General features: G+C 68.7%; 20 protein-coding genes. 9 read left to right on the forward strand and 11 right to left on the reverse strand.

Features of this window, described 5'->3' with window-relative positions:
• The first annotated feature begins 143 nt into the window (after positions 1-143).
• A complete protein-coding gene (locus ACI3KS_RS05545) occupies positions 144-1,448 on the forward strand; it encodes a UDP-glucose dehydrogenase family protein (RefSeq protein ID WP_404916051.1) in 1,305 nt (434 codons plus the stop codon).
• Between the two features lie 53 nt (positions 1,449-1,501).
• Here ACI3KS_RS05545 and ACI3KS_RS05550 read toward each other — a convergent pair whose 3' ends face one another.
• A complete protein-coding gene (locus ACI3KS_RS05550) occupies positions 1,502-3,436 on the reverse strand; it encodes a glycosyltransferase (protein ID WP_404916053.1) in 1,935 nt (644 codons plus the stop codon).
• A gap of 154 nt (positions 3,437-3,590) precedes the next feature.
• On the opposite strand from ACI3KS_RS05550, the gene ACI3KS_RS05555 reads away from it, so the two are divergent.
• Both ACI3KS_RS05555 and ACI3KS_RS05560 read left to right on the forward strand, forming a co-directional pair.
• Complete coding sequence (locus ACI3KS_RS05555) at positions 3,591-4,163, forward strand: DedA family protein (protein ID WP_404916055.1); 573 nt, start codon at positions 3,591-3,593, stop codon at positions 4,161-4,163.
• Between the two features lie 39 nt (positions 4,164-4,202).
• A complete protein-coding gene (locus ACI3KS_RS05560; protein WP_404916057.1) occupies positions 4,203-4,379 on the forward strand; it encodes a DUF5302 domain-containing protein in 177 nt (58 codons plus the stop codon).
• A 76-nt stretch (positions 4,380-4,455) separates the two neighbouring features.
• Here ACI3KS_RS05560 and ACI3KS_RS05565 read toward each other — a convergent pair whose 3' ends face one another.
• The 3 genes from ACI3KS_RS05565 to ACI3KS_RS05575 form a co-directional block, all read right to left on the reverse strand.
• Entirely contained in the window at positions 4,456-5,814 is a 1,359-nt protein-coding gene (locus ACI3KS_RS05565) for an FAD-binding oxidoreductase (protein WP_404916059.1), read from the reverse strand.
• A gap of 69 nt (positions 5,815-5,883) precedes the next feature.
• A complete protein-coding gene (locus ACI3KS_RS05570; protein ID WP_404916061.1) occupies positions 5,884-6,528 on the reverse strand; it encodes an FMN reductase in 645 nt (214 codons plus the stop codon).
• A 1-nt stretch (position 6,529) separates the two neighbouring features.
• Positions 6,530-7,756 carry an LLM class flavin-dependent oxidoreductase gene (locus ACI3KS_RS05575; RefSeq protein WP_404916063.1) on the reverse strand — a complete coding sequence of 409 codons (1,227 nt, stop codon included), beginning with the start codon at positions 7,754-7,756 and terminating at the stop codon, positions 6,530-6,532.
• 110 nt (positions 7,757-7,866) lie between these two features.
• On the opposite strand from ACI3KS_RS05575, the gene ACI3KS_RS05580 reads away from it, so the two are divergent.
• The gene (locus ACI3KS_RS05580; protein ID WP_404916065.1) at positions 7,867-8,997 is read left to right on the forward strand and encodes an acyltransferase family protein; all 1,131 of its coding nucleotides are present in this window, start codon (positions 7,867-7,869) and stop codon (positions 8,995-8,997) included.
• Positions 8,998-9,020: 23 nt separating this feature from the next.
• A complete protein-coding gene (locus ACI3KS_RS05585) occupies positions 9,021-9,884 on the forward strand; it encodes a serine hydrolase domain-containing protein (RefSeq protein ID WP_404916067.1) in 864 nt (287 codons plus the stop codon).
• A gap of 9 nt (positions 9,885-9,893) precedes the next feature.
• Here the strand turns inward: ACI3KS_RS05585 and efeB are convergent, their stop codons facing one another.
• The 3 genes from efeB to efeU are packed head-to-tail and all read right to left on the reverse strand — an operon-like array spanning position 9,894 to position 13,412.
• Complete coding sequence (efeB, locus tag ACI3KS_RS05590) at positions 9,894-11,207, reverse strand: iron uptake transporter deferrochelatase/peroxidase subunit (protein WP_404916069.1); 1,314 nt, start codon at positions 11,205-11,207, stop codon at positions 9,894-9,896.
• 25 nt (positions 11,208-11,232) lie between these two features.
• Positions 11,233-12,465, reverse strand: a complete 1,233-nt coding sequence (gene efeO, locus ACI3KS_RS05595; protein WP_404916071.1) for an iron uptake system protein EfeO — start codon at positions 12,463-12,465, stop codon at positions 11,233-11,235.
• A complete protein-coding gene (efeU, locus tag ACI3KS_RS05600; RefSeq protein ID WP_404916073.1) occupies positions 12,462-13,412 on the reverse strand; it encodes an iron uptake transporter permease EfeU in 951 nt (316 codons plus the stop codon). Before efeU ends, efeO begins: the two co-directional genes overlap by 4 nt.
• Positions 13,413-13,564: 152 nt before the next feature.
• Here efeU and ACI3KS_RS05605 point away from each other — a divergent pair, with 152 nt between their 5' ends.
• The gene (locus ACI3KS_RS05605) at positions 13,565-14,569 is read left to right on the forward strand and encodes an isopenicillin N synthase family dioxygenase (RefSeq protein WP_404916075.1); all 1,005 of its coding nucleotides are present in this window, start codon (positions 13,565-13,567) and stop codon (positions 14,567-14,569) included.
• Between the two features lie 142 nt (positions 14,570-14,711).
• On the opposite strand, the gene rpsO is transcribed toward ACI3KS_RS05605, so the two are convergent.
• Positions 14,712-14,981, reverse strand: coding sequence for a 30S ribosomal protein S15 (rpsO, locus tag ACI3KS_RS05610; RefSeq protein WP_005048780.1), 270 nt, complete (start codon positions 14,979-14,981; stop codon positions 14,712-14,714).
• Positions 14,982-15,157: 176 nt separating this feature from the next.
• Between rpsO and ACI3KS_RS05615 the strand changes: the two genes are divergently transcribed.
• On the forward strand, positions 15,158-16,450 hold the full coding sequence (locus ACI3KS_RS05615; protein WP_404916077.1) for an MFS transporter: 1,293 nt from the start codon (positions 15,158-15,160) through the stop codon (positions 16,448-16,450).
• An 88-nt stretch (positions 16,451-16,538) separates the two neighbouring features.
• On the forward strand, positions 16,539-17,495 hold the full coding sequence (locus tag ACI3KS_RS05620) for a DMT family transporter (RefSeq protein ID WP_404916079.1): 957 nt from the start codon (positions 16,539-16,541) through the stop codon (positions 17,493-17,495).
• 51 nt (positions 17,496-17,546) lie between these two features.
• On the opposite strand, the gene ACI3KS_RS05625 is transcribed toward ACI3KS_RS05620, so the two are convergent.
• The 3 genes from ACI3KS_RS05625 to ACI3KS_RS05635 all read right to left on the reverse strand — a co-directional run bounded on the left by ACI3KS_RS05625 (position 17,547) and on the right by ACI3KS_RS05635 (position 20,441).
• Positions 17,547-18,098, reverse strand: coding sequence for a YceI family protein (locus tag ACI3KS_RS05625; protein ID WP_404916081.1), 552 nt, complete (start codon positions 18,096-18,098; stop codon positions 17,547-17,549).
• A gap of 154 nt (positions 18,099-18,252) precedes the next feature.
• On the reverse strand, positions 18,253-18,621 hold the full coding sequence (locus tag ACI3KS_RS05630) for an FKBP-type peptidyl-prolyl cis-trans isomerase (RefSeq protein ID WP_404916083.1): 369 nt from the start codon (positions 18,619-18,621) through the stop codon (positions 18,253-18,255).
• Positions 18,622-18,818: 197 nt separating this feature from the next.
• A complete protein-coding gene (locus ACI3KS_RS05635) occupies positions 18,819-20,441 on the reverse strand; it encodes a PrsW family glutamic-type intramembrane protease (protein WP_404916085.1) in 1,623 nt (540 codons plus the stop codon).
• Positions 20,442-20,523: 82 nt separating this feature from the next.
• Between ACI3KS_RS05635 and ACI3KS_RS05640 the strand changes: the two genes are divergently transcribed.
• On the forward strand, positions 20,524-21,396 hold the full coding sequence (locus ACI3KS_RS05640; protein WP_404916087.1) for a fumarylacetoacetate hydrolase family protein: 873 nt from the start codon (positions 20,524-20,526) through the stop codon (positions 21,394-21,396).
• Positions 21,397-21,413: the final 17 nt, after the last annotated feature.

The raw sequence follows: 21,413 nt of genomic DNA on the forward strand, positions 1-21,413 counted from the left end.
ACCTCACCCACCCTATCAGCGGCACGCGGAGAAACCGCTGATCGGACGGCACCTGGCCCCCGACATGTCCCGGTCACACGGCGTTCATCGAGCGGACGCCGGGCGGACGCCGTGCGGCGACCCGCGTCCGGTGGAGTGCTGACATGCGCATGTCAGTCATCGGCTGCGGCTACCTCGGGGCCGTGCACGCCGCCGCGATGGCCTCGATCGGACACGAGGTCGTCGGAATCGACCTGGATGAGCGGAAGACCTCGGCTCTCGCCCACGGTGTCGCCCCGTTCTTCGAGCCGCGTCTGGAAGAGCTGCTGCGAGAGGGAGTGGACTCGGGACGCCTGCGGTTCAGCACCGACATGGCGGATGCCGCCGGCGCTGATGTCCACTTCCTCGCCGTGGGCACCCCGCAGGCGCCGGGAGGTCAGGCCGCCGATCTGCGCTTCGTCGACGGAGCCATCGCGGCCCTGCTCCCCTTCCTCCGCCCCGGCGATGTGGTCGTCGGGAAGTCGACCGTCCCTGTGGGCACCGCCGCCCGGCTCGCAGAGGACATCGGATCGACCGGTGCCGAACTCGTGTGGAACCCGGAGTTCCTCCGTGAAGGCTGGGCCGTGCACGACACCCTCACCCCTGATCGCATCGTGGTCGGAGCCGGTCCCCGCGGCGAGCGCGCCGTCGAGGTGCTCCGGACGGCGTACAGCGCCGCCGTGTCGACGGGGACTCCGTTCCTGGTCACCGACCTCGCCACCGCGGAGCTCGTGAAGGGCGCGGCGAACGCGTTCCTCGCGACGAAGATCTCGTTCATCAACGCCATGGCGGAGATCGCCGAGGCCGCAGGAGCCGACGTGACTTTGCTCGCCGATGCGATCGGTCACGACCCCCGCATCGGGCGCCGCTATCTGGGGTCGGGGATCGGCTTCGGTGGCGGATGCCTCCCCAAGGACATCCGTGCATTCGCCGCGCGAGCCGAGGAGCTCGGCCGCGGCGAGTCGGTCGGATTCCTGCACGAGGTGGATGCGATCAATCTCCGGCGGCGGGACCGCGCCGTGTCCCTGGTGGTCGAGGCGCTCGACGGCACGGTGTTCGGCAAGCGCGTCGCCGTGCTGGGAGCCGCGTTCAAGCCGTTCAGCGACGACATCCGGGACTCCCCTGCCCTTGACGTGGCTGTGCGACTCCGCGGCCTCGGTGCCGAGGTCGTCGTGACGGACCCGGCGGCGATCGGCAACGCCGCGGCAGCGCACCCGCAGCTTGCCTACGAACTCGACCGCGATGACGCCCTTCGCGGAGCGGATGCCGTCGTGCTGGTGACCGAGTGGGACGAGTACCGCCGCGAGATGGACCCGGAACGCACCGGCGCCCTCGTCGCGCGACGCGTGATCGTCGACGGCCGCAACTGTCTCGACTCGGCCGCGTGGCGAGCCGCGGGCTGGGCGTACCAGGGCATGGGGCGGCTCTGACCCCTCCGCCGCGATCGGTGGCCACGGCGTGCTGACCGACCGGCCCGCCTCGGTCAATACAGCTCGGGCACGATCGTCGCCCTGCCCGCGGGCGTGCGGCCGACGTACACGTAGTCGTCGTGCTTGGCGACCCTGCCGTCTCCGGCTGTACGACCGTGCAGTCGCCGCCACACCCACGGCAGCGCGTGACGACGCCACCAGACGCCCACCGGGATCTGCTCGTGCTCGTGCATCGCCGCGTCGAGCGCACCGAGGGCATCGGCATCCGGTACGCCGAGCATCTCCGCCGCCCGATATGCGAGGAAGCGGTGTCCTCGACTGCTGAGGTGCACGAGATCCTCGCCCCAGTTCTGACGCTCGCCCAGGGTCGGGTGCAGATCGGTGTCCATGAGGATCGCGCCGGTACGGTCCGCGATCGCGGCGAGCGCCGTCGCGAACGCAGCGAAGCGGCGGACGTAGATCGCGGCGGCGCGGCGGCGCGGCAGGAAAGGGGTCAGGAGGACGACGTCGGCGCCGATGCCGCGGAGCCGCAGCACGGCGCTCTCCACCTGAGTCGCGAGCGCGGGGATGTCGACTGCGCGCCCCACCAGATCGTTGGCCCCGATGAGGATCGAGACGAGGTCGGGACGGAGCTCCACCGCCCGCTGCAGCTGCAGACCGCAGACATCGCGCACCCGCCGCGACCGCACCGCCAGGTTCGCGAAGTGCAATCCGTCGCGAGCAGCGAGGAGAAGGGCGAGACGATCGGCCCAACCGCGCAGGGCTCCGTCCGGCGCCGGATCGCACAGCCCTTCGGTCAGGGAGTCCCCGAGTGCGACGTAGCGCCGCCAGTTGCGCCGCTCGACAGCTCTCGGTGTCTCCGGCCGAGTGCGACGACGAACGGAGCTCTGCCGGTCGACCGCGGCGAGCGCCCTGGCATCGTCGAAATGTCCGAGCAGCTGGTCGCAGACGCTCGACCAGCTACGGTCCTGCACGGCCGCTCGCCCCGCCTCGCCCAGAGCACGCCGCTTGCGTGCGTCCCCCGCGAGGTCGGCCACCCGCATCCGCAGGTCGTCGAGGTCTCCGGGCCGGTACAGCCAGCCGTCCACTCCCATCCGCACCAGATCCCGTGGCCCACCGCGTCCGGTGGCGACGACGGGGATGCCGCTGGCGTGCGCCTCCTGAAGCGTCTGGCCGAAGGTCTCGCTCTCGCCGGGGTGCACGAAGAGATCGAAGGACGCCATCGCGGCGGCCAGCTCATCTCCGCTCAGATGGCCGAGGAAGAGAGCATCCGGCAGCAGCGTCTCCAAGCGGGACCGGCTGGGACCCTCCCCGACGATCACCAGTCGGACGCCGGGGATGCCGCGCAACGCGGTCAGGTCCTCCACCTGCTTCTCCGGCGCCAGCCGGCCGACGTAGCCGACAACGACGTCCGCACCCCAGCCCGCGCGCAGGATGTCGTCCCGACGTGACGGGTGGAATCGTTCGGCGTCCACGCCTCTCCCCCACCGACGGATCCGGTCCACGCCGAGCGCGGCCAGCTGCTGCTCCGATTCGGCGGACGGCGCCAGCGTCACGGTGGCCCTGCGGTGCAGCCGGGCGATATGTGTCTGCGCCACTCCGGTCGTCGCAGCCATCCGGTACCGCTCCGTGTAGGCGGCGACATCGGTCTGATATGCGGCGACCGCCGGGACACCGAGCCTCTCGGCGGCGAGGACACCGCGCCACCCCAGCGCGAAGGGGGAAGCGAGGTGCACGACGTCCGGTTCGAAGTCCCTCAGCGTCGCGGCCAGCCGATGTGCGGTGGACGTGCCGACGCGGACGTTGCGGTATCCGGGCAGCGGCAGGCTGGGGATCGCCTCGACGGACGCACCGTGCATCGCCGTCGGGATGCCGGCCGCGGATGGGGCGAGCACGTGAGCCCGATGCCCCCTCGCCTCGAGGTGGCGGAGGATCTGGAGCACGGATCCGGTCACGCCGTTCATGTGCGGAAGGAAGGACTCGGTCACGATCGCGACTCTCACACGCTCAGGATGACGCGTATCCCCGCCGCGCATGCGCCGATACGGTTCATGGCACCAGATGTTCACCGGATGCTGGATCGCCCGTCACCGGCTATCCGACGGTTGGTCGCCGTTCACCTCGACCGCGCAGTCTGGAGCCGTGCTGACGGAACTCCTCGCCTCGCCCTGGGCGCTCGTGATCATGAGCGCTCTCGTCCTCGGCGATGCCTTCTTCGTCGTGATCCCCGGCGAGGTCGCCGTGACGGCGCTCGGCGCCCTCGCATCGACGACCGGCACGCCACCGCTCTGGTCGGTGATCGTGTGCGCCGGAGTCGCCGCGATGTTCGGCGACACGGCGTGCTATCTGATCGGGCGCACCGTCGGCACCGAGAGGTGGCGATGGATGCGCACGCCGCGGGTGCATCAGGCGCTCGACTGGGCGCGCCGTCGACTGGACACCGGCACAGCCACGGTGCTGTTCACGGCGCGCTTCGTGCCCTTCGCGCGGCTGGCCATCAACCTCGTCGCCGGAGCCGCACGCATCCGTGCGCCGCGCTATCTCCCGCTGGTCGCGATCGCCGCGCTCGGCTGGGCCGCATATCAGGCGTCGATCGGCGCGCTCGTGGCCGTGCTCGTGCCCGGCGGTCCGCTCGTCGCCGTCATCGTCTCGATCGTCGCCGCCATCGCGCTCGGCGTCGGAATCGACCTGATCACCCGTCGCCTCCGCCGCTGACCTGTCCGCCGATGGGCCCGGTGGCCTAGGCTGGCGATCATGAGCACCGATGAAGGCGCATCCTCGACCGAGGACATGAAGCGCAAGTTCAAGGAAGCGCTCGAGAAGAAGAACGCGCAGCACCGCAGCGGCGAGGCCCATCTCGATGGGGACTCCGCCGTCCACGGTACGCACGCTCCGCAGACGCGGCGCGAGTTCCGACGCAAGAGCGGTTGATCACCCCAGAGCGGGGAGCCGGTATCCGGCCCCCGCTCTGTTCTCTCCCGTCGCTCTCCGACGTCGCCGGTGCCGATCAGCCCTGTCGCGGCAAGCGTCCTTCGTGCAGCAGCGCCTCCGGGTCGAAGCGCGCACGGAGAGCGGTCAGATGCGCGATCTGCTCGCCGGTCGCCGCGAGATCGAGAGTCTTGCCCGGCGAGAGGAATGTGGGGATCGTCTTCACCGCAGCAGCGTCACGGACGATCGCCTGGAACTCTGCGAGGCTCGCATCTCCCGGTTCGACTGGTGCCCCGGGGAACAAGGGCGCGAGCGCGTAGACGAGCCATCGCGCCTCAGCGAGATCCGCGAGACCCGAGCGCCGAGGCGATCGGAGTGCTCCGCCCAGCATCCGGATCTCGATCCCGATCACCGGCCGGTTCTCGGGTCGGCCGTGAAACCCCACGAGAGCGTCGATCAGCTCGTCGTCGAGGGCGGCGAGGGCGGCGGAGGCGCCACGGCTCGGACTCGGTTCCGTCGGCTCCGTCGACTGCGCGATCAGTGCGCCCGGCGAACTCGGTCCCGACGACTCGGCGATCAGTCCCGGTACCGCGCGGAGCGCACCGAGGAGAGCTGCTGCCTCACCCGCGGTGGACAGCGCCTGCACGGTGAGGAAGCTCTTTCCTCGAATGGCGTCGGGCAGCTGAGGCGCATCGGGCATGCGCGAAGAGGTGACGAACACGTTGAGCGTGTCCGGCGCGTCGGCGGCGAGATCCCTGACGGCACGGATGACAGCGCCCGAGGCCTCCGCCTCGAAGGTGAGAGTCGCCCCCCGGACGTCGGGCGTTCGGATCAGGTCGACCTCGACCTCGGTCACGATCGCGACGAGGCCGCCCGCTCCGCGGAGCGCCCACATGAGTTCGGGATCGCTCTCGTCATCGACCCGCTCGTGTGTGCCATCGGTGCGGAGCACCGTGGCCGTACGAAGGTTGTCGGATCCGAGCCCGGCCGTGCGGCTGAACCACGAGTGGCCGCCACCGAGCGTGTACCCCGCAGCGGTGACCACCGGGCTGCTGCCGGATGGCGCCGCCCAGCCCGTCCCCTCGAGCGCCTCGACGACGTGCCCCCAGCGCACCCCGGCACCGATGCGCACGGTGCCGGCGTCGAGGTCGGCGTCGAGGTCGTCGAACGCGTCCATGCGGATCACGATCGCGTCGTCGAGCGAAGCGGATGCCCCATGCCCGCTCGGCTGCACCGCCAGCGTCACCCCGGAGGCGCGGGCAGTCGCGAGCAGGAGGCGCAGATCGTCGACATGCGCCGGGATCGCCACCGCGACCGGCCTCTGGTCGATTGCACGGTTCCACGGAAGGCGGGCGAGATCGTAGCGTTCGTCCTCCGGGAGGAGGAGTTCGCCGGCGAAGCGGGAGCGCAGGTCTGAGAGCAGCTCGGAGATCGACATGACGACACCGTACGCCGCCCCACCGACATGGTCGACAGGGCGGCGCACGAGGACCTCATGCCATGGCGGTCACTCGCCGGCGAGGCCACCCAGCATGTGGCCGAAGGACCGACCCTCGCCGAGATAGGTCGCCGGGTCGTAGGGATCTGCGGCGGCGGTCTCGCCGCGCGTCACGATCGCCTGGGCGAGCTCCTTCGCCCCCTTCTCGATGCGCTTCGCGAGCGGAGCGACGTCGTCACCAGCCCCGCCCCAGTCGCTCGACGCGGCGAACACACCGGTCGAGACGGCATCCGCGTGCAGGTAGGCGAACAGCGGGCGGATCGCGTAGTCGATCGCGAGAGAGTGCCGAGGGGTTCCCGCATTCGCCCCGATCAGCACCGGCTTTCCGGTGAGGGCGTCGGGGTCGAGCACGTCGATGAAGGACTTGAAGAGACCCGAGTAGCTGGTCGAGAAGATCGGCGTCACCGCGATGAGCGCATCGGCGGAGACGACGGTGTTGATCGCCGTCTCCAGCGCCGGTGGAGCGAAGCCCGCCAGCAGGTTGTTCGTGATGTCGTGCGCGTGGTCGCGCAGCTCGATCACGTCGACGGTGGCCTCGATGCCCTGTGCGGTGAGGGCCTTGACGGTCTCGGCGGCCAGTCGGTCGGCCAGCATCCGCGTGGACGACGGGTTCGACAGTCCGGCCGAGACCACGGCGATGCGACGAGCGGTCATCTCACGCCTCCTTGCGGCTCAGTCCGAAGGCCGCACCGGCAGGAGCCGGAGTGTCCTCGTACGGGGAGTCCGCGGTGAGGTTGTCGCCGCGGTTGGCACCGGGGCGCGCCTGGCGTGTGGGTCCGTCGCCGTAGGTGGCCTGCACCCGCGCCGCGTGGGTGGGAGCGTCCGGCACCGACTCGGGGCGTCCCTTCGCGAGCTCCTTGCGGAGCACGGGAACGACCTCGGAGCCGAGGATGTCGAGCTGCTCGAGCACGGTCTTCAGCGGCAGACCAGCGTGATCGATGAGGAACAGCTGACGCTGGTAGTCCCCGAAGTGCTCGCGCATGCCCGCGTAGCGGTCGATGACCTGCTGCGGAGATCCGACCGTGAGGGGCGTCATCTCGGTGAAGTCCTCCATGCTCGGCCCGTGGCCGTACACGGGCGCGTTGTCGAAGTACGGACGGAACCGATCCACCGCATCCTGCGACTTCGCTGCCATGAACACCTGACCGCCGAGCCCGACGATCGCCTGCTCCGGCGTGCCGTGCCCGTAGTGGGCGTAGCGCTGACGGTACAGCTCGATGAGCCGCTGGTAGTGCTCCTTCGGCCAGAAGATGTTGTTCGCGAAGAAGCCGTCGCCGTAGTACGCGGCCTGCTCGGCGATCTCGGGCGTGCGGATCGATCCGTGCCAGACGAAGGGTGCGATCCCGTCGAGCGGACGCGGGGTCGCGGTGAATCCCTGCAGCGGCGTGCGGAACTTGCCCTCCCAGTCGACGACGTCCTCGGTCCAGAGCTTGTGCAGCAGCGCGTAGTTCTCGATCGCGAGCGGAAGCCCCTGGCGGATGTCCTTGCCGAACCATGGGTAGACCGGACCGGTGTTGCCGCGGCCGAGCATGAGATCCATGCGCCCGCCGGACACGTGCTGCAGCATCGCGTACTCCTCGGCGATGCGCACAGGGTCGTTCGTCGTGATGAGCGTCGTCGACGTCGAGACGACGAGTCGCTCGGTCTGCGCGGCCAGAGCCGCGAGGAAGGTCGTGGGGCTGGAGGACCAGAACGGGGGGTTGTGGTGCTCGCCGATCGCGAAGACGTCGAGACCGACCTCTTCCGCGTGTGTGGCGATCCGCATGGTCGCCGTGATGCGCTCCTGCTCGCTCGGCGTGATGCCGGTGGTGGGGTCGCGGGTGATGTCGCTGACCGACATGATGCCGAACTGCATCGCCTGTGCGCCTGACTGCTCGCTCATGATTCTCCGTGCTCTCCGAAGCGGATGGATCTGCATCCGTTTCTATTCATTTGAATGTATCTGAGTCAACGCGACCGCGCCAACTTTATTCCCCGCGGTAGCCTCGAGGGATGAGCAGCGCCGGAGCAGATGCGATCGTGCCCCCTACAGCGACCGCTCAGCGCCCTCGGCGGCGCGTGCCTTTCTGGGACAACGCGCGCTACGTGTGCATCGTGCTCGTGGTGCTCGGCCATGCCGTCCAGCGGCTGATCTACGACTCCGACATCGCCCTGGCGTTCTACCTCGCGCTCTACGCGTTCCACATGCCGGCGTTCGCGATCATCTCGGGCTACTTCTCGAAGTCGGGCTCCCCCACACGGGTGCAGATGGCCAGGATCATCACCGACATCATCGTGCCGTACGTCGTCTTCGAGCTGCTCTGGACCCTGACGAAGTGGCTGGTCGAGGGCCAGGCGAACCCCAACATCACCAAGCCGTCCTGGACGCTGTGGTTCCTGCTCGCCCTCGGGATCTTCCGACTCGTGCTCCCCTACCTGGCGCTGTTGCGCTGGCCGCTGCTGTGGACCGTCATCATCTCCATCGGCGTCGGCTACCTCCCCAACGTCGACAGCACGTTCTCGCTGTCGCGCACTCTGGGCCTGCTGCCCTTCTTCACTCTCGGATGGTGGCTGCGCGATCGCGACGTGGTCGGCAGACTCCGCCTCCTCGACCACCGCCCGTGGTGGAGCAGGGTCGTCGCCGTCGCCCTGCTCGGAGCCGCGGGGTTCACCGCCTGGTTCTGGCTCGACGTGTGGGAGCGGATCGATCTGCGGCACTGGCTGTTCTACGAGGACTCCTACGCCGATCTCGGCGGCGAGCAGTGGTGGGCCGGGGGTGTGCGCTTCGCCGTGATGATCGTCGCCGTGATCCTCAGCGCCGCGTTCTTCACCCTGATCCCGCGCGGCACGTACTGGTGGACGCCTTTCGGTCAGTACACGATGTACGTGTTCCTGCTGCACTCGTTCGTGCTGTACCCGTTCCGCGAATCCGGCGTGCTGCGCGACCTCGATCCGACCTGGCTCTGGCTGCCGTTGGTGGTGGTCGCCTCGGTGCTGCTCGCTCTCGTGCTCGCCACGCGGCCGGTGCGAAGGGTGTTCCGGCCGCTCATCGAACCCCGCCCGACCTGGCTGTTCAGCGACCCGAGCCTGGCCTCCAGAGAGGGCCATCGCAACGACCCCACCGGCTCCCGCCGACCGCGCTGACCCCGACCGGATAGCCTGAGAGAATGACGACGGCCGAGCGATTCCGCGACGACATCGTCGCCGAGATCCACCGCACCGGTTTCGGAGCGCACGGACTGCACGTGCGGATCGGCGACGACACGGCGGCGCATCGCTGGACGGCCGACGTCCGCGAGGACGTGCACTCGATCGCCAAGGGCGTCTGCGTGATCGCCGCCGCCCTCGCGGTCGACGAGGGACGCCTGTCCATGGACGAACGAATCGTCGATCTGCTTCCCGATGCCGCGCACGGTGCGGGAGTCGAGGGGATCACGCTCCGCCATCTCTTCACCATGAGCAGTGGGATCGACCTCCCCTGGTCCGAGACCGAGCTCACGGACTGGCCCGATCTCGCGGCGGAGTTCCTGCGCCGCGAGACTCCCGGTCGCCGCTTCCAATACGCGAACGCGAGCACCTATACCGCCATGACGGCGCTGTCCGGCGTGGTGGGCGACATCGTCGACTACCTCGAGCCTCGGCTGTTCGCGCCACTCGGCATCGACGACGTCCGATGGGAGCGCTGCCCGAACGGACGGATCGCCGCCGGTGGCGGTCTCGCACTCACGACCGACGAGCTGTCGCGCCTCGGACTGCTCATCCGCGACCGAGGCGTCTGGCGAGGCGAGCGCCTCGTCGGCACCCGATGGATCGACGCCATGCACGAGGACTGGGTCGCCGCCGGAGAGAATCCGGGGTACGACCGCTACGCCCTCGCCGGCTGGGCGGGCCCAGGCAGCGCCTGGAGGCTGCACGGCGCGTACGGACAGCTGCTGATCTTCCGCGGTGACGCCGTGGTGACCATCACGGCATCAGACCACTTCGGAGCCGACGCGATCGCCGCCCACGCGGTGAGCCTGCTCGAGGGCTGAGCGACCCTCTCAGGTGAAGAGCTCCGCACCGACGTACGACCCGGGAGCGGCACCGGCGGGGATCGCCCAGATGCCTGACCCGACATGGCGGATGTACTCGCTCATGAGGTCGGTCGACAGGCGTCGCTGCAGAGTGATGAACTGCGCCGGATCCCGCTGATAGGACAGGAAGAACAGTCCGGCGTCGAGACGGCCCAGCTCGTTGTTGCCGTCGACGTAGTTGAATCCGCGGCGGAGGATGCGGATGCCGTCGTTCTGGTCGGGGTGTGCGAGGCGGACGTGGGAATTCTCATCGATCGCCGATCCCGAGAAGACCGGGGCGGTGAACTCGTCGCCGCCGGACAGCGGAGCGCCGCCCGCCTTCTCACGCCCGATGATGGTGTCCTGCTCCGACAGACGCACGCGGTCCCAGGTCTCGATGAGCATCGCGACCTTCCTCGCGACGAGGTACGAGCCACCCGCCATCCACGCCGGTTCATCCGACGAGGCCACCCACACGTGGTCGGCGAGAGCGTCGGTGTCGTCCGCGAGGATGTTCGCAGTGCCGTCCTTGAATCCGAAGAGGTTCCGCGGGGTCGCCTGGGCCGACGTCGTGCGCGAGGTCTTGCCGAACCCCAGCTGTGACCAGCGCAGGCGGGCGCGACCGAAGGCGATGCGGCTGAGATTGCGGATCGCGTGCACCGCGACCTGTGGATCGTCCGCGCACGCCTGGATGCAGAGATCGCCTTGGGACTTCTCCGGATCGAGGTCGTCGCCGAGGAACGCCGGCAGCCGCTCGAGGCCCGGAGGCCGGAGTGCGGCGATGCCGTAGCGGTCGCCGTCCTCGTTCTCGAAGAGGCTCGGGCCGAGACCGAACGTGATGGTGAGGCCGGATGCCGGAAGACCGAGTGCCTCGCCCGTGTCGTCCGGCGGGGTCTCCGGGTCGCCACCTACTGCCCCGGTCGCGCTGACGTCGAGCCCCTGGGTGATCCGGGATGCCGCGTACGTCCAGTCCTGCAGCAGTGTGATGAGGTCGTCACGGTCGGTCCGGGGCATCATGTCGAAGGATGCGAAGTGCAGGTGCTCCTGCACGGGTGTCGTGATTCCCGCCTGATGCGCGCCGAAGAACTCGTAGACGCTCTGCGCGTCGGCATCCGCCCGCGCCCGTCCGAGAGCGACTCCCCCGGCGAGTCCACCGCCGAGACCGACGGCGACGCCGGCAGCACCGCCTCCGATCGCGAGTCCCAGCAGACCGCGCCGACTCAGGCCTGGTTCGCGGGATGCCGCGACCGCCGCATCGTCATCCGATGCGGGAGTCGCGGCATCCGCAGTGCGTTCACTCACCTCGGGATCGTACCTGACGGATCGATCAATCGAGGATCGTGCCGGTGAGCTGCGACAGCGGCTCGGCGAGGGCGTTGATGAGGTCGGTGAACTCGCGCCGGTTCTCGTCGGTCAACGCGGAGTACGCCACGAAGCCGTCCGTCAGCGAGCCGTGCGCGGCGAGCGACTCCTCGAGGGCGCCATAGCCCGCCTCGATCTCGTCGACGAGAGCCGCACCGTCATCGCCCTGTGCCGCGGCGAAGTCCTGCACGAGGGAGAACGCCATCTTCGAGCCCTCGACGTTCGCGGCGAAGTCGTAGAGGTCGGTTCCCGACCACCAGTCCTCCTCGCCGGAGATCTTGCCCGTGGCGACCTCGTCGAGGAGCGCGATCGCGCCGTTCGAGATGCCGCCGATGCCCTGGTCCTCGAGCGCCGCGGTGAAATCGTCGGAGTGGACGTAGTCGTAGAGCTCCTGCACGTCGGCGATGAGCTGGTCGCCGTACTCGGCGCGCTCCTCGGCGGTCGACGGAGCCCAATCCTGCCAGGCTGGCGTCTCGCCATCGGAGTTCAGGGCGTCCTGAGCAGGAACCCAGAGGTCCTTCTCGATCCGGTGGAAGCCGGTCCAGTCCAGCCCCTCGGCGACCGCGTCGACCTCGCGGTAGTCGATACGCGGATCGAGGTCGCCGAGCGACTCGGCGACCGGCTCGATGCGCTCGTAGGACGCTCGGGTCTGCGCGAACAGGGCGCGAGCCGTCTCGTCGTCACCCGACTCGTACGCCGCGACGAGCTCGTCGACGGCGGGGACGAGCTGACCGACCTGGTCCTTCACGAACGCCGCATAGAGGTCGACCGCCTGCTGCTTCTGCTCGGAGTCCTCCCCGCTGACCTCGACACGGTCGCCGGTCACAATGAACTCCGTCTTCCCGACGCCGTCGCCGATCATGCCCGGCTTGCACAGGGTGTAGTAGGTGCCGGGCTGAGCGACGACGGTGAGGGTGCGCGAGGCCGACGGGGCGATGTTCTCGACCTCGCCGATGATCCGCAGGCCGTCTTCCGCGAGCAGGTAGAACTCGCTCGTCTGACTGCTGTCGTTGGTCACGTCGAACGTCAGCGTGCCGCTCGCTGCGGTCGAATCCGAGACCGCGCAGGTGTCGTCCGTCGACGAGACGTCGAAGGATGCTCCGGCTGCGGCATCCGACTTCGCGACACAGCCGCTGAGGACGAGGGCGGCCGCACCGGCGGTCGCCAGGACACCGAGGATTCGGCGGGAGGTGGTCATGCTGCTCCTTGCTGTGAGAGGGGGGCGGCGGGGTCGCGCTCTTCGGCGGCGACCGCGTCACGTGCGGGAGAGGGACGCTTCGCGCGGAGCCCCCGGATGAAGAGGAATCCGACGATGAGGATGTAGATCGCCCACGCGATCACCTGCATCCACGTCATCTTCGGCATGAAGCCGATCGTGGCCTGCAGCACGACGGCGAGGGTCTGCCCCGGGGCGATCACGGCGCTGAGGTCGAAGGCGTAGCCGAACGGGATGGCCGCCCAGCCGATCGCGACGGCACCGGTGACCTCGTCCACGGGGGCGAGCGCCGTGAAGGGCCCTGGGAGGATGGCGGCCTCCTGCAGATCCATGATCGCGTAGGCCAGAACGCCCGCCGCCACGATCACGAGGAAACCACTGGTCCAGGTGAAGAAGCGGCGAAGGTCGAGGCGCACGGCTCCGCGGGCGATGAGCCAGCCCACGACGGTGGCGGTGAGCAGACCGAGCACCGCACCGATCAAGGCCGCCGGCGCGTCGCCGAACGACTGCACCATCGCCCAGAGGATCAGAGTGGTCTCGATGCCCTCCCGGGCGACGGAGACGAAGCCGATCGCGACGAGTGCCCAGATGCCGCCTCGGGTGAGGGCTCGGTCCAGGCCTCCCTCGAGCGTCGCCTTCATGGTGCGCCCGGCCTTCTGCATCCAGAAGATCATCCAGGTGACCATCGCGACCGCGAGCAGAGACATGACGCCACCGATCGTCTCCTGCGCGACGAAGGTCAGCTCGTACGCTCCGAACGTCAGGATCGCGCCGATGCCGAGCGCGAGCGCGATCGCCAGACCCACGCCGAGCCACATGCGCGGCAGCGCGTCCTTCCGCCCGAGACGCTTCAAGTACGCGACGAGGATGCCGACGATGAGGGCGGCTTCGAGGCCTTCACGCAGGCCGATCAGGAACGACGCGAGCACGGAATGTCAACTCTCTGGAATATCGATGAGGTAAGGCATCCCTTACTCACGAGACTTTAGCATCTCACCGGGGATGCCATCGGTGCGCCCGCCGGGGGTAATGCTCTGCAACACAGTCATCCGCCCACAGAAAGCCGATCTACCCTCGGGACATGGCTGAACTCTCACTCCCCATCCTCGATCTGTCCCAGCTCGACGCCGGCGACGAGGCCGCGGCGCGCTTCCGCGACGACCTCCGCGCGGCCACTCACGACGTCGGATTCTTCTACCTCACGGGGACCGGCATCTCCGCTGAGCTGGAAGCACGTCTGCACCAGGCCGCGCGAGACTTCTTCGCCCTCCCCGAGGACGACAAGCTGGCGATCGAGAACGTCAACAGCCCGCACTTCCGCGGGTACACGCGCGTCGGCGGTGAGCGCACGCAGGGCAAGGTGGACTGGCGCGAGCAGATCGACATCGGCCCCGAGCGCGAAGCGGTCGAGGGCGGCCCGTCGTTCAACCGGCTGATCGGCCCGAACCTGTGGCCGGCCGCTCAGCCGGAGCTCAAGGAGATCGTCGGCGAATGGCACGAGACGCTGTCCGAGGTGGCGCGGAAGCTGCTGCGCGCGTGGGCGCAGACGCTCGGCGCGGACGAGACGTACTTCGACGAGCACTTCGGAGAGCCCTCGACGCTCATCAAGATCGTGCGTTACCCCGGCACGCACGAGCCGGAGCCGCAGCAGGGCGTCGGGGCGCACAAGGACTCGGGCGTGCTCACCCTGCTCTGGGTCGAACCGGGCAAGGGCGGGCTGCAGGTGGAGCGTGACGGCGAGTGGGTCGACGCTCCCCCGGTTCCCGGCGCCTTCGTCGTCAACATCGGCGAGCTGCTGGAGTACGCCACGGGCGGGTACCTCAAGGCGACGAACCACCGGGTGGTCTCGCCGCAGGCACCGAACGAGCGGATCTCGATCCCGTTCTTCTTCAACCCCGCGCTCGACAAGCGCCTGCCACTGATCGAGCTGCCCGAGGAACTGGCCGCGGCCGCGACCGGGGTCACGGACGACCCCGCCAACCCGATCCACGCCCTGTACGGCGAGAACGCGCTGAAGTCGCGCCTGCGCGCCCACCCGGATGTGGCCGCGATCCACCACGCGGACCTGGTCGGCGCCGAGGCCTGAACGTCGGTGCAGGGGCGCATCGGGCCGTGCTCGATGCGCCCCCTGCACGATCCGGGCGCCTTCACGCATGACGAAAGCCTCCCCACACCGTGGGGAGGCTTTCCAAGAATGTTCTGCGCGATTGAACGCTGGTCGTTATGCCTTATCGACGCAGGCCCAGACGCTCGATGAGCGAACGGTAGCGGTTGATGTCGATGTCCTGCAGGTAACCCAGCAGGCGACGACGCTGACCGACGAGGAGGAACAGACCACGACGCGAGTGGTGGTCGTGCTTGTGCTCCTTCAGGTGCTCGGTGAGGTCCTTGATGCGCTGCGTCAGCATCGCGACCTGCACCTCGGGGGATCCGGTGTCACCGGGGTGCGTCGCGTACTCTTCGATGATCGCCTTCTTGACGTCTGCTTCCAGTGCCATAGATTCGATCCCCTCTCTGCTTGTTGCGCGGTGCCCGGCACCTGATGTGCGAGCTCTCTTTATCCGCGGCCGATCGAACGGCAACCTGAAGAGTCTACCAGGCATCATGCCCCGCGGATGACCAGCGGGCAGCCGGGTCTCGGATACGCTCGACGCATGCAGGACCGAGCAGATCAGTGAGCACCGCACGAGGGCACCTCATCGATCTGACGCCGCTGACGCGGAGCCCCGCATTCGCCAGGATGTGGATCGGCTCGACGCTCACGGGCATCGGCGGCCAGCTCACCATCGTCACGGTGATGCTGCACGTGTTCGCGCTGACCGGCAGCACCTTCGCCGTGTCGATGATCGCCGTCGCCGGCCTCGTGCCGATGATCCTGGCAGGACTCTATGGGGGCATGCTGGCCGATGCGTTCGACCGGCGGCTCGTCGCGCTGATCGCCGCCACGGTGACCTTCGCGTCGACGGGGGCGCTGGCCGCGCTCACCTGGACCGGCCTCGAGACCATCTGGTGGCTCTACGTGCTGAGCATGCTCAACTCGGCGGCGAACTCGGTCGGGATGGCGACGCGCACCGCGATCGTTCCCCGACTGATCCCCCGCGACATGCTGGCGGCGGCATCCGCTCTGAACGGCGTGGCCTTCGGACTCACGGTGATGGCGGGTCCGGCGCTGGCCGGCGTCCTCGTCGCTCTCACCGGCTACGGCTGGACGTACACGATCGATGTCGTGCTGATGCTGTCGATGTTCCTGGGTCTGTGGACGCTCCCCGCGCTCCGACCGGAGGGCGAGGTCGTGAGACCCGGCCTCGAGTCCCTCAAGGACGGCTGGCGGTTCCTGCGCGGCGCGGGGAACATCCGGATGCAGTACATCCTCGACATCGTCGCGATGACCTTCGGCCAGCCCCTGGCGCTGTTCCCGGCACTGGGAACGGTGCTCCTCGGCGGCGGAGCCGTGACCACCGGCCTTCTCACCGCAGCCGTCGCCGTCGGCACGTTCACGTCCAGCCTGTTCTCGGGCCGGGTGGTTCAGTACCGCTGGCACGGGCGCGGCATCGCCCGCGCGGTCCAGGCGTACGGTGCGGCCATCGCTCTGTTCGGTGCAGTGCTGCTGATCGGAGCCTTCCAGCCGGCCGCCTCCGAGCGTGTCCCGAACCTGGCGCTCATCGTCATGGCCTGCCTCGCACTCGCGCTCTCCGGTGCCGCCGACAACATCAGCTCGATCTACCGGAACACGATGATGCAGGCTGCGGTGCCCGACGGCATGCGAGGCCGCCTGCAGGGCGTCTTCATCATCGTCGTCGCCGGCGGCCCGCGCGTGGGCGCTCTGTACGCCGGCGCACTCGCCACCCTCACGGCGGTGTGGTTTCCCCCGCTGCTGGGCGGGTTCCTGGTGATCGGGATCGTCGCCGTTCTCGCCCGCACGAACCCCCGCTTCCGCGCTTACGACGCGGAGCAGCCCGCCCCCTGACGGTGCGATCCGGCCGGTCCTCGGCGGATTTCGGACGTCGCAGTCGTCTGGGGCGCTCAGCGTCCGATGCCGTCGTTAGAGTTCGACCATGACCTCGACCCCGGCCTCGGCGACAGCTCGGTCCGCACCCGCGTCCTCGCGCCGTGCACCGATCACGTTCCAGTTCATCCTGACCGGTGTCGTCTGGGGATCGAGCTTCCTGTTCATGAAGGTCGCTCTGGGCGGGATATCCCCCGCACAGGTCGTCTGGTCGCGACTCGTGCTCGGAGCACTCGCGCTCGGCCTCTTCGTCGTACTCCGCCGCGAGCGACTGCCCAGGGTTCTGGGCACCTGGATCCACCTGACCGTCGTCGCCGTGACCTTCTGCGTCATCCCGTTCCTGATCTTCTCGTGGGCGCAGCAGCACGTGAGCTCCGGACTCGCGAGCATCTTCAACGCGACGACCCCGATCATGACGGCGATCATGGCCTGGGCCGTCTTCCGCGTGGAGAAGCTGAAGCTCGTGCAGATCATCGGCATCCTGGTCGGGATCTCCGGCGTCATGGTGATCATCGCACCGTGGCAGGGCATGGACGCGGAGCAGAGCATCGGCGCCCAGCTGTCGATCCTGGGTGCCACGGCCTGCTATGGATTCAGCCTCGCGTACATGCGGCGATTCCTCGGCGATTCCGGGATCAGCGCACTGGTGTTCTCGTTCCTGAACATCGGGCTGGCCGCGGCGATCATGGTGCTGCTGACCCCGGTTCTCGTGCTCACGCCGGTCCGCCTGGACATCTGGATCGTGATCTCCGTGGTCCTGCTCGGGCTCCTCGGAACCGGACTCGCCTACGTCTGGAATCAGAACGTGCTGCGCGCCTGGGGGCCGACCCGTGCCTCGACCGTCACCTACATCACACCCGTGGTCGGCGTGACGCTCGGCATCCTGATCCTGCACGAGGAGCTCAGCTGGAACGAGCCTGTCGGCGCGCTGATCGTCTTCGCCGGGATTCTGCTGACCCAGAACCGCATCCGGTTCCGCCGCCGTGCCCCACGGGCGAGCGACTGACGCACGAGAGGCGCGGATGCCGTTGCGTCCGCGCCCCTCCCCCGTCGGAGATCAGTCCTGCTGCAGCGAGCCCTGAAGATCGAGGTTGATCGTGATGTCCTTGCCGACGAGGACGCCACCGGTCTCGAGGGCGGCGTTCCAGGTGAGGCCGAAGTCCTCGCGGTTGATCACGGTCGTCGCGGATGCTCCGGCCTTGTAGTTGCCCCACGGGTCGGCACCGAAACCACCGAAGTCGAACTCGAACGTGACGGGCTTGGACACGCCGCGGATGGTGAGGTCGCCGTCGACGAGGAACTCGCCCTTCTCGACGCGGGTTCCGGTGGACACGAACTCGATGGTCGGGAAGTTCTCCACGTCGAAGAAGTCCGCCGAACGCAGGTGCGTGTCGCGACCCTCGTCGTTCGTGTCGATCGAGGTGACGTCGACGCTCGCGGTGACGCTCGCCTCGAGCGGGTTCTCGGGTGCGACGAGCGTCGCCGACTTGATGCCGAACGAGCCGCGCACCTTCGAGATCATCATGTGGCGGACGCTGAAGGTCACCTCGCTGTGTGCGGGGTCGAGGACCCACGTGCCTGCACGGTAGCCGGGGATGTCGATGGTCATGGTGTCTCCTCTGAAGATCGTGGGCGCCGCGACTGCGGCATCACAGGATCCAACTTACATTCATCTGCATGTATTCCCGCGCAGGGCGAACAATCCGGAATCGACGAAGGCGCCCGATCCGTGAACGGATCGAGCGCCTTCCGAACGACTCAGGTCAGCCGACGGCGACGAGGTCGATGATGAAGATGAGGGTCTTGCCGGAGAGGAAGTGTCCTCCACCGACCGGACCGTATGCCAGGTGCGGCGGGATGACGAGCTCGCGGCGTCCGCCGACCTTCATGCCCGGGATCCCGTCCTGCCAGCCCTGGATCAGACCGCGCAGCGGGAATTGGATGGTCTCGCCACGGCCCCAGGAGGAGTCGAACTCCTCACCCGAGTCGAACTCGACTCCGGCGTAGTGGACGGTGACGGTGTCGCCGGGCTTGGCCTCGGCGCCGTCGCCCTCGATGAGGTCGCGGATGACGAGCTCGGAGGGAGCGGGACCGGTGGGGGCGTCGAATTCAGGCTTCGTGCGATCAGTCATGCATCCATCCAACCGGAGCCCCGCTCGACGGTCAACGCGAGCGGACCAGCTGACAGCGAACACGCCCCTCCCCAGGATTCCCGACTCCGACCCTTGACACCCCGGTGCGGCAGGTGCACCCTGTTGGTAGATCAACTCAGCGCCCGGTAGACATGCAGGCATCGCCGCAGCACCGGGCGCTGAGTCTGTCCGGGCCGTCAGTAGGCGAGAAGCGCCGCCCTGGTCGCACGGGTCCGCGCGAGCAACGCCTGCTCGTCCTGCGCCGCCAGAGGATCGCGACCCGTGATCGCGCGCTGCCGAACGGCCGCGAGCGTCGTCGCGTCCTTGATGAACCCGCGCATGAGCTGACGTCGGTCGCCACGGAGCTGCGCGGCCCAGCGCAAACCGATGCGGCGACCGCTGCCCGTGGCGAGCATGTCCACCTCTTCCGGCGTGAACCAGCCGGCAGCCGCGTAGTCGCTGAGACGCGCTCTGGTGAGTCGTGCCTCTTCGCGGCGCAGGGCGACCACGCCGAGGATGAAGCCGACGAACAGCGGCACCTGGAGCACGAAGTACAGCAGGAAGAAGTCCGTGAACGTCGCCGACCAGTTCCACAGGCCGTGCAGGAACATCGCTCCGAGCAGACCCAGGGCGCCGGCGCCGAGAGCCGCCCCGGCGCCGGCGTGCTTGCGAGCGACGAGACCGATCGCCAGCCCCGTGAGCGAGGTGAACATGGCGTGCGCGAACGGCGACATCAGAGCGCGGACGAAGAAGGTGGCCGTGAGCCCTTGACCGCCTCCCTCGATCAGGCTGACGGCGAAGTACTGGATGTTCTCGGTGAAGGCGAAGCCGGCGCCGACCAGGGCGCCGTACACGACACCGTCGACCGGACCGTCGAAGCTGCGACGCGCGATGAGGAAGATCAGGTAGACGCCGAGCCCCTTCCAGAACTCCTCGACGATCGGCGCCTGGATCACGGCGCTCATCGCGTCGCTGCGCAGCCCGATCAGCAGCGTGATGGCGATGTCGACGAGCAGTGTGAGTCCGACAGCCGCGATCGCTCCCCAGGCGACCGCGAAGAACACGAAGAGCTTCGGTTCGGGCTCCCATCGGTCGATCATGCGCACGGACAGGAAGACGATCGTCAGCGGGATCAGAGCGAGCACCAACCCGATGATCGATGCTTCAGGGCCGAGGGCGAACCCGAAGTACCCGATGAGCGCCAGCGTCAGGAACCCGAGGAATCCGAACAGGATGTAGACCGCCGTCCGACCGCGACGACGGCCCACCGGCAATGAGGGCAGGCCGGGTGCGGGCGACGGTGCGACCGGTGCCGGCGGCGAGTACCGCGTCGGTTGCGCGAGCACCGAGGCGAACGCCGGCTGCTGGGAGAACGTCGCGGGAGTGTAGGCGGATCGCGCGTACTGCTGCGCCGAATACTGCTGTTGCGGCGCCTGATACGGAGGCTGCTGCGGGGGGACGACCTGCGATGCCTGCGGCTGCGCGGGTGCCTGGCCGTACGGATGCTGCGACGCCGGCGCCTGACCGTACGCGCTCTGTGGATGCTGCGACCCTGGGTGCTGCGCGTGCGGATACGAGGCCTGCGAGTGCTGGGCCTGCGGATACCCCTGCGGCGCTTGTCCCCACGGCTGCTGCTGCGGCGCCGACGGCTGCGGAGCCTGCGCATACGGCGGAGCCTGCGCATACGGCGGTGCCTGCGGATGCTGGGGAGCCGGCGGATGCTGCGCGGCCTGTCCCTGGGGCTGAGGGTGGGCGCCGTTCGGCTGCTCTGCGGGCGGCGGCAGGTACGGCGCGGGCTGTGACGGTCCTCCGGAACTCATACCGAAAGCATATTGGCACCGTGTCCGCGCGCCCCGCTGCGTCTTCTTCCTCCCTTCAGCGCATCGCGGCTAGCGTAGAGGCATGCGGTTCGCTCATCTGCGCCGCGCCGACTCCACCGCTGCGTCGCTCGCAGTCGTGGACGGTGCCGACGCCATCCTCGTCTCCGACCTCCTCTCCTCTCCCCCTGCGACGCTGCAGCAGCTGATCGAGGGCGGCGACGACATGCTCGCCGCCCTTCGTTCCGCCCTCGCGTCCGGCGAGGCGCAACGGCATCCGCTGTCGGACTTCGGCTTCGACTCCGCAGTCCTCGCCCCACCGGCGGTTCTCGCGGTCGGGCTGAACTACGCCGCACACTCCAGCGAACTCGGACTCAAGACGGATTCGGCCCCCACGGTGTTCACGCTGTGGCCGAACTCGCTCACCGCGCACGAGGCCACGACCTCGTGGCCGCGCTCGCTCAGCGAGACCGTCGACTACGAAGCCGAACTCGGTGTGCTGATCGGCCGTCCAGCCAAGGACGTCGACGAAGACGCCGCGCTCGACCACGTCTGGGGCTACACGGTGGTGAACGACATCACGGCGCGCAATGTGCAGTTCGCCGAGGCGCAGTGGTCGCGGTGCAAGTCGTTCGACGGTTTCACCCCGACCGGCCCGTTCGCGGTCACGGCCGATGAGGTCGCCGACCCCCAGGACCTGCACATCTGGACGGTCGTCGACGGTCAGACCGTGCAGGACGCGTCGACAGGGCAGATGGTGCGCTCGGTGGCCACGCTCATCGCCCACCTGTCGCAGTCGCTCACCCTGCTGCCGGGCACGCTGATCTCCACCGGCAGCCCCGGCGGCGCAGGCTACTCCCGCGACCCGCAGATTTTCCTCCGCGACCGCTCCACCGTCACCGTGGGCATCGACGGCATCGGCGAACTGACGACGCACTGCCGGATCATCGAGGCCTGACCCGGACACACCTGAAC

This window comes from Microbacterium sp. ZW T5_45, assembly GCF_044987415.1.
GTDB lineage: Bacteria > Actinomycetota > Actinomycetes > Actinomycetales > Microbacteriaceae > Microbacterium.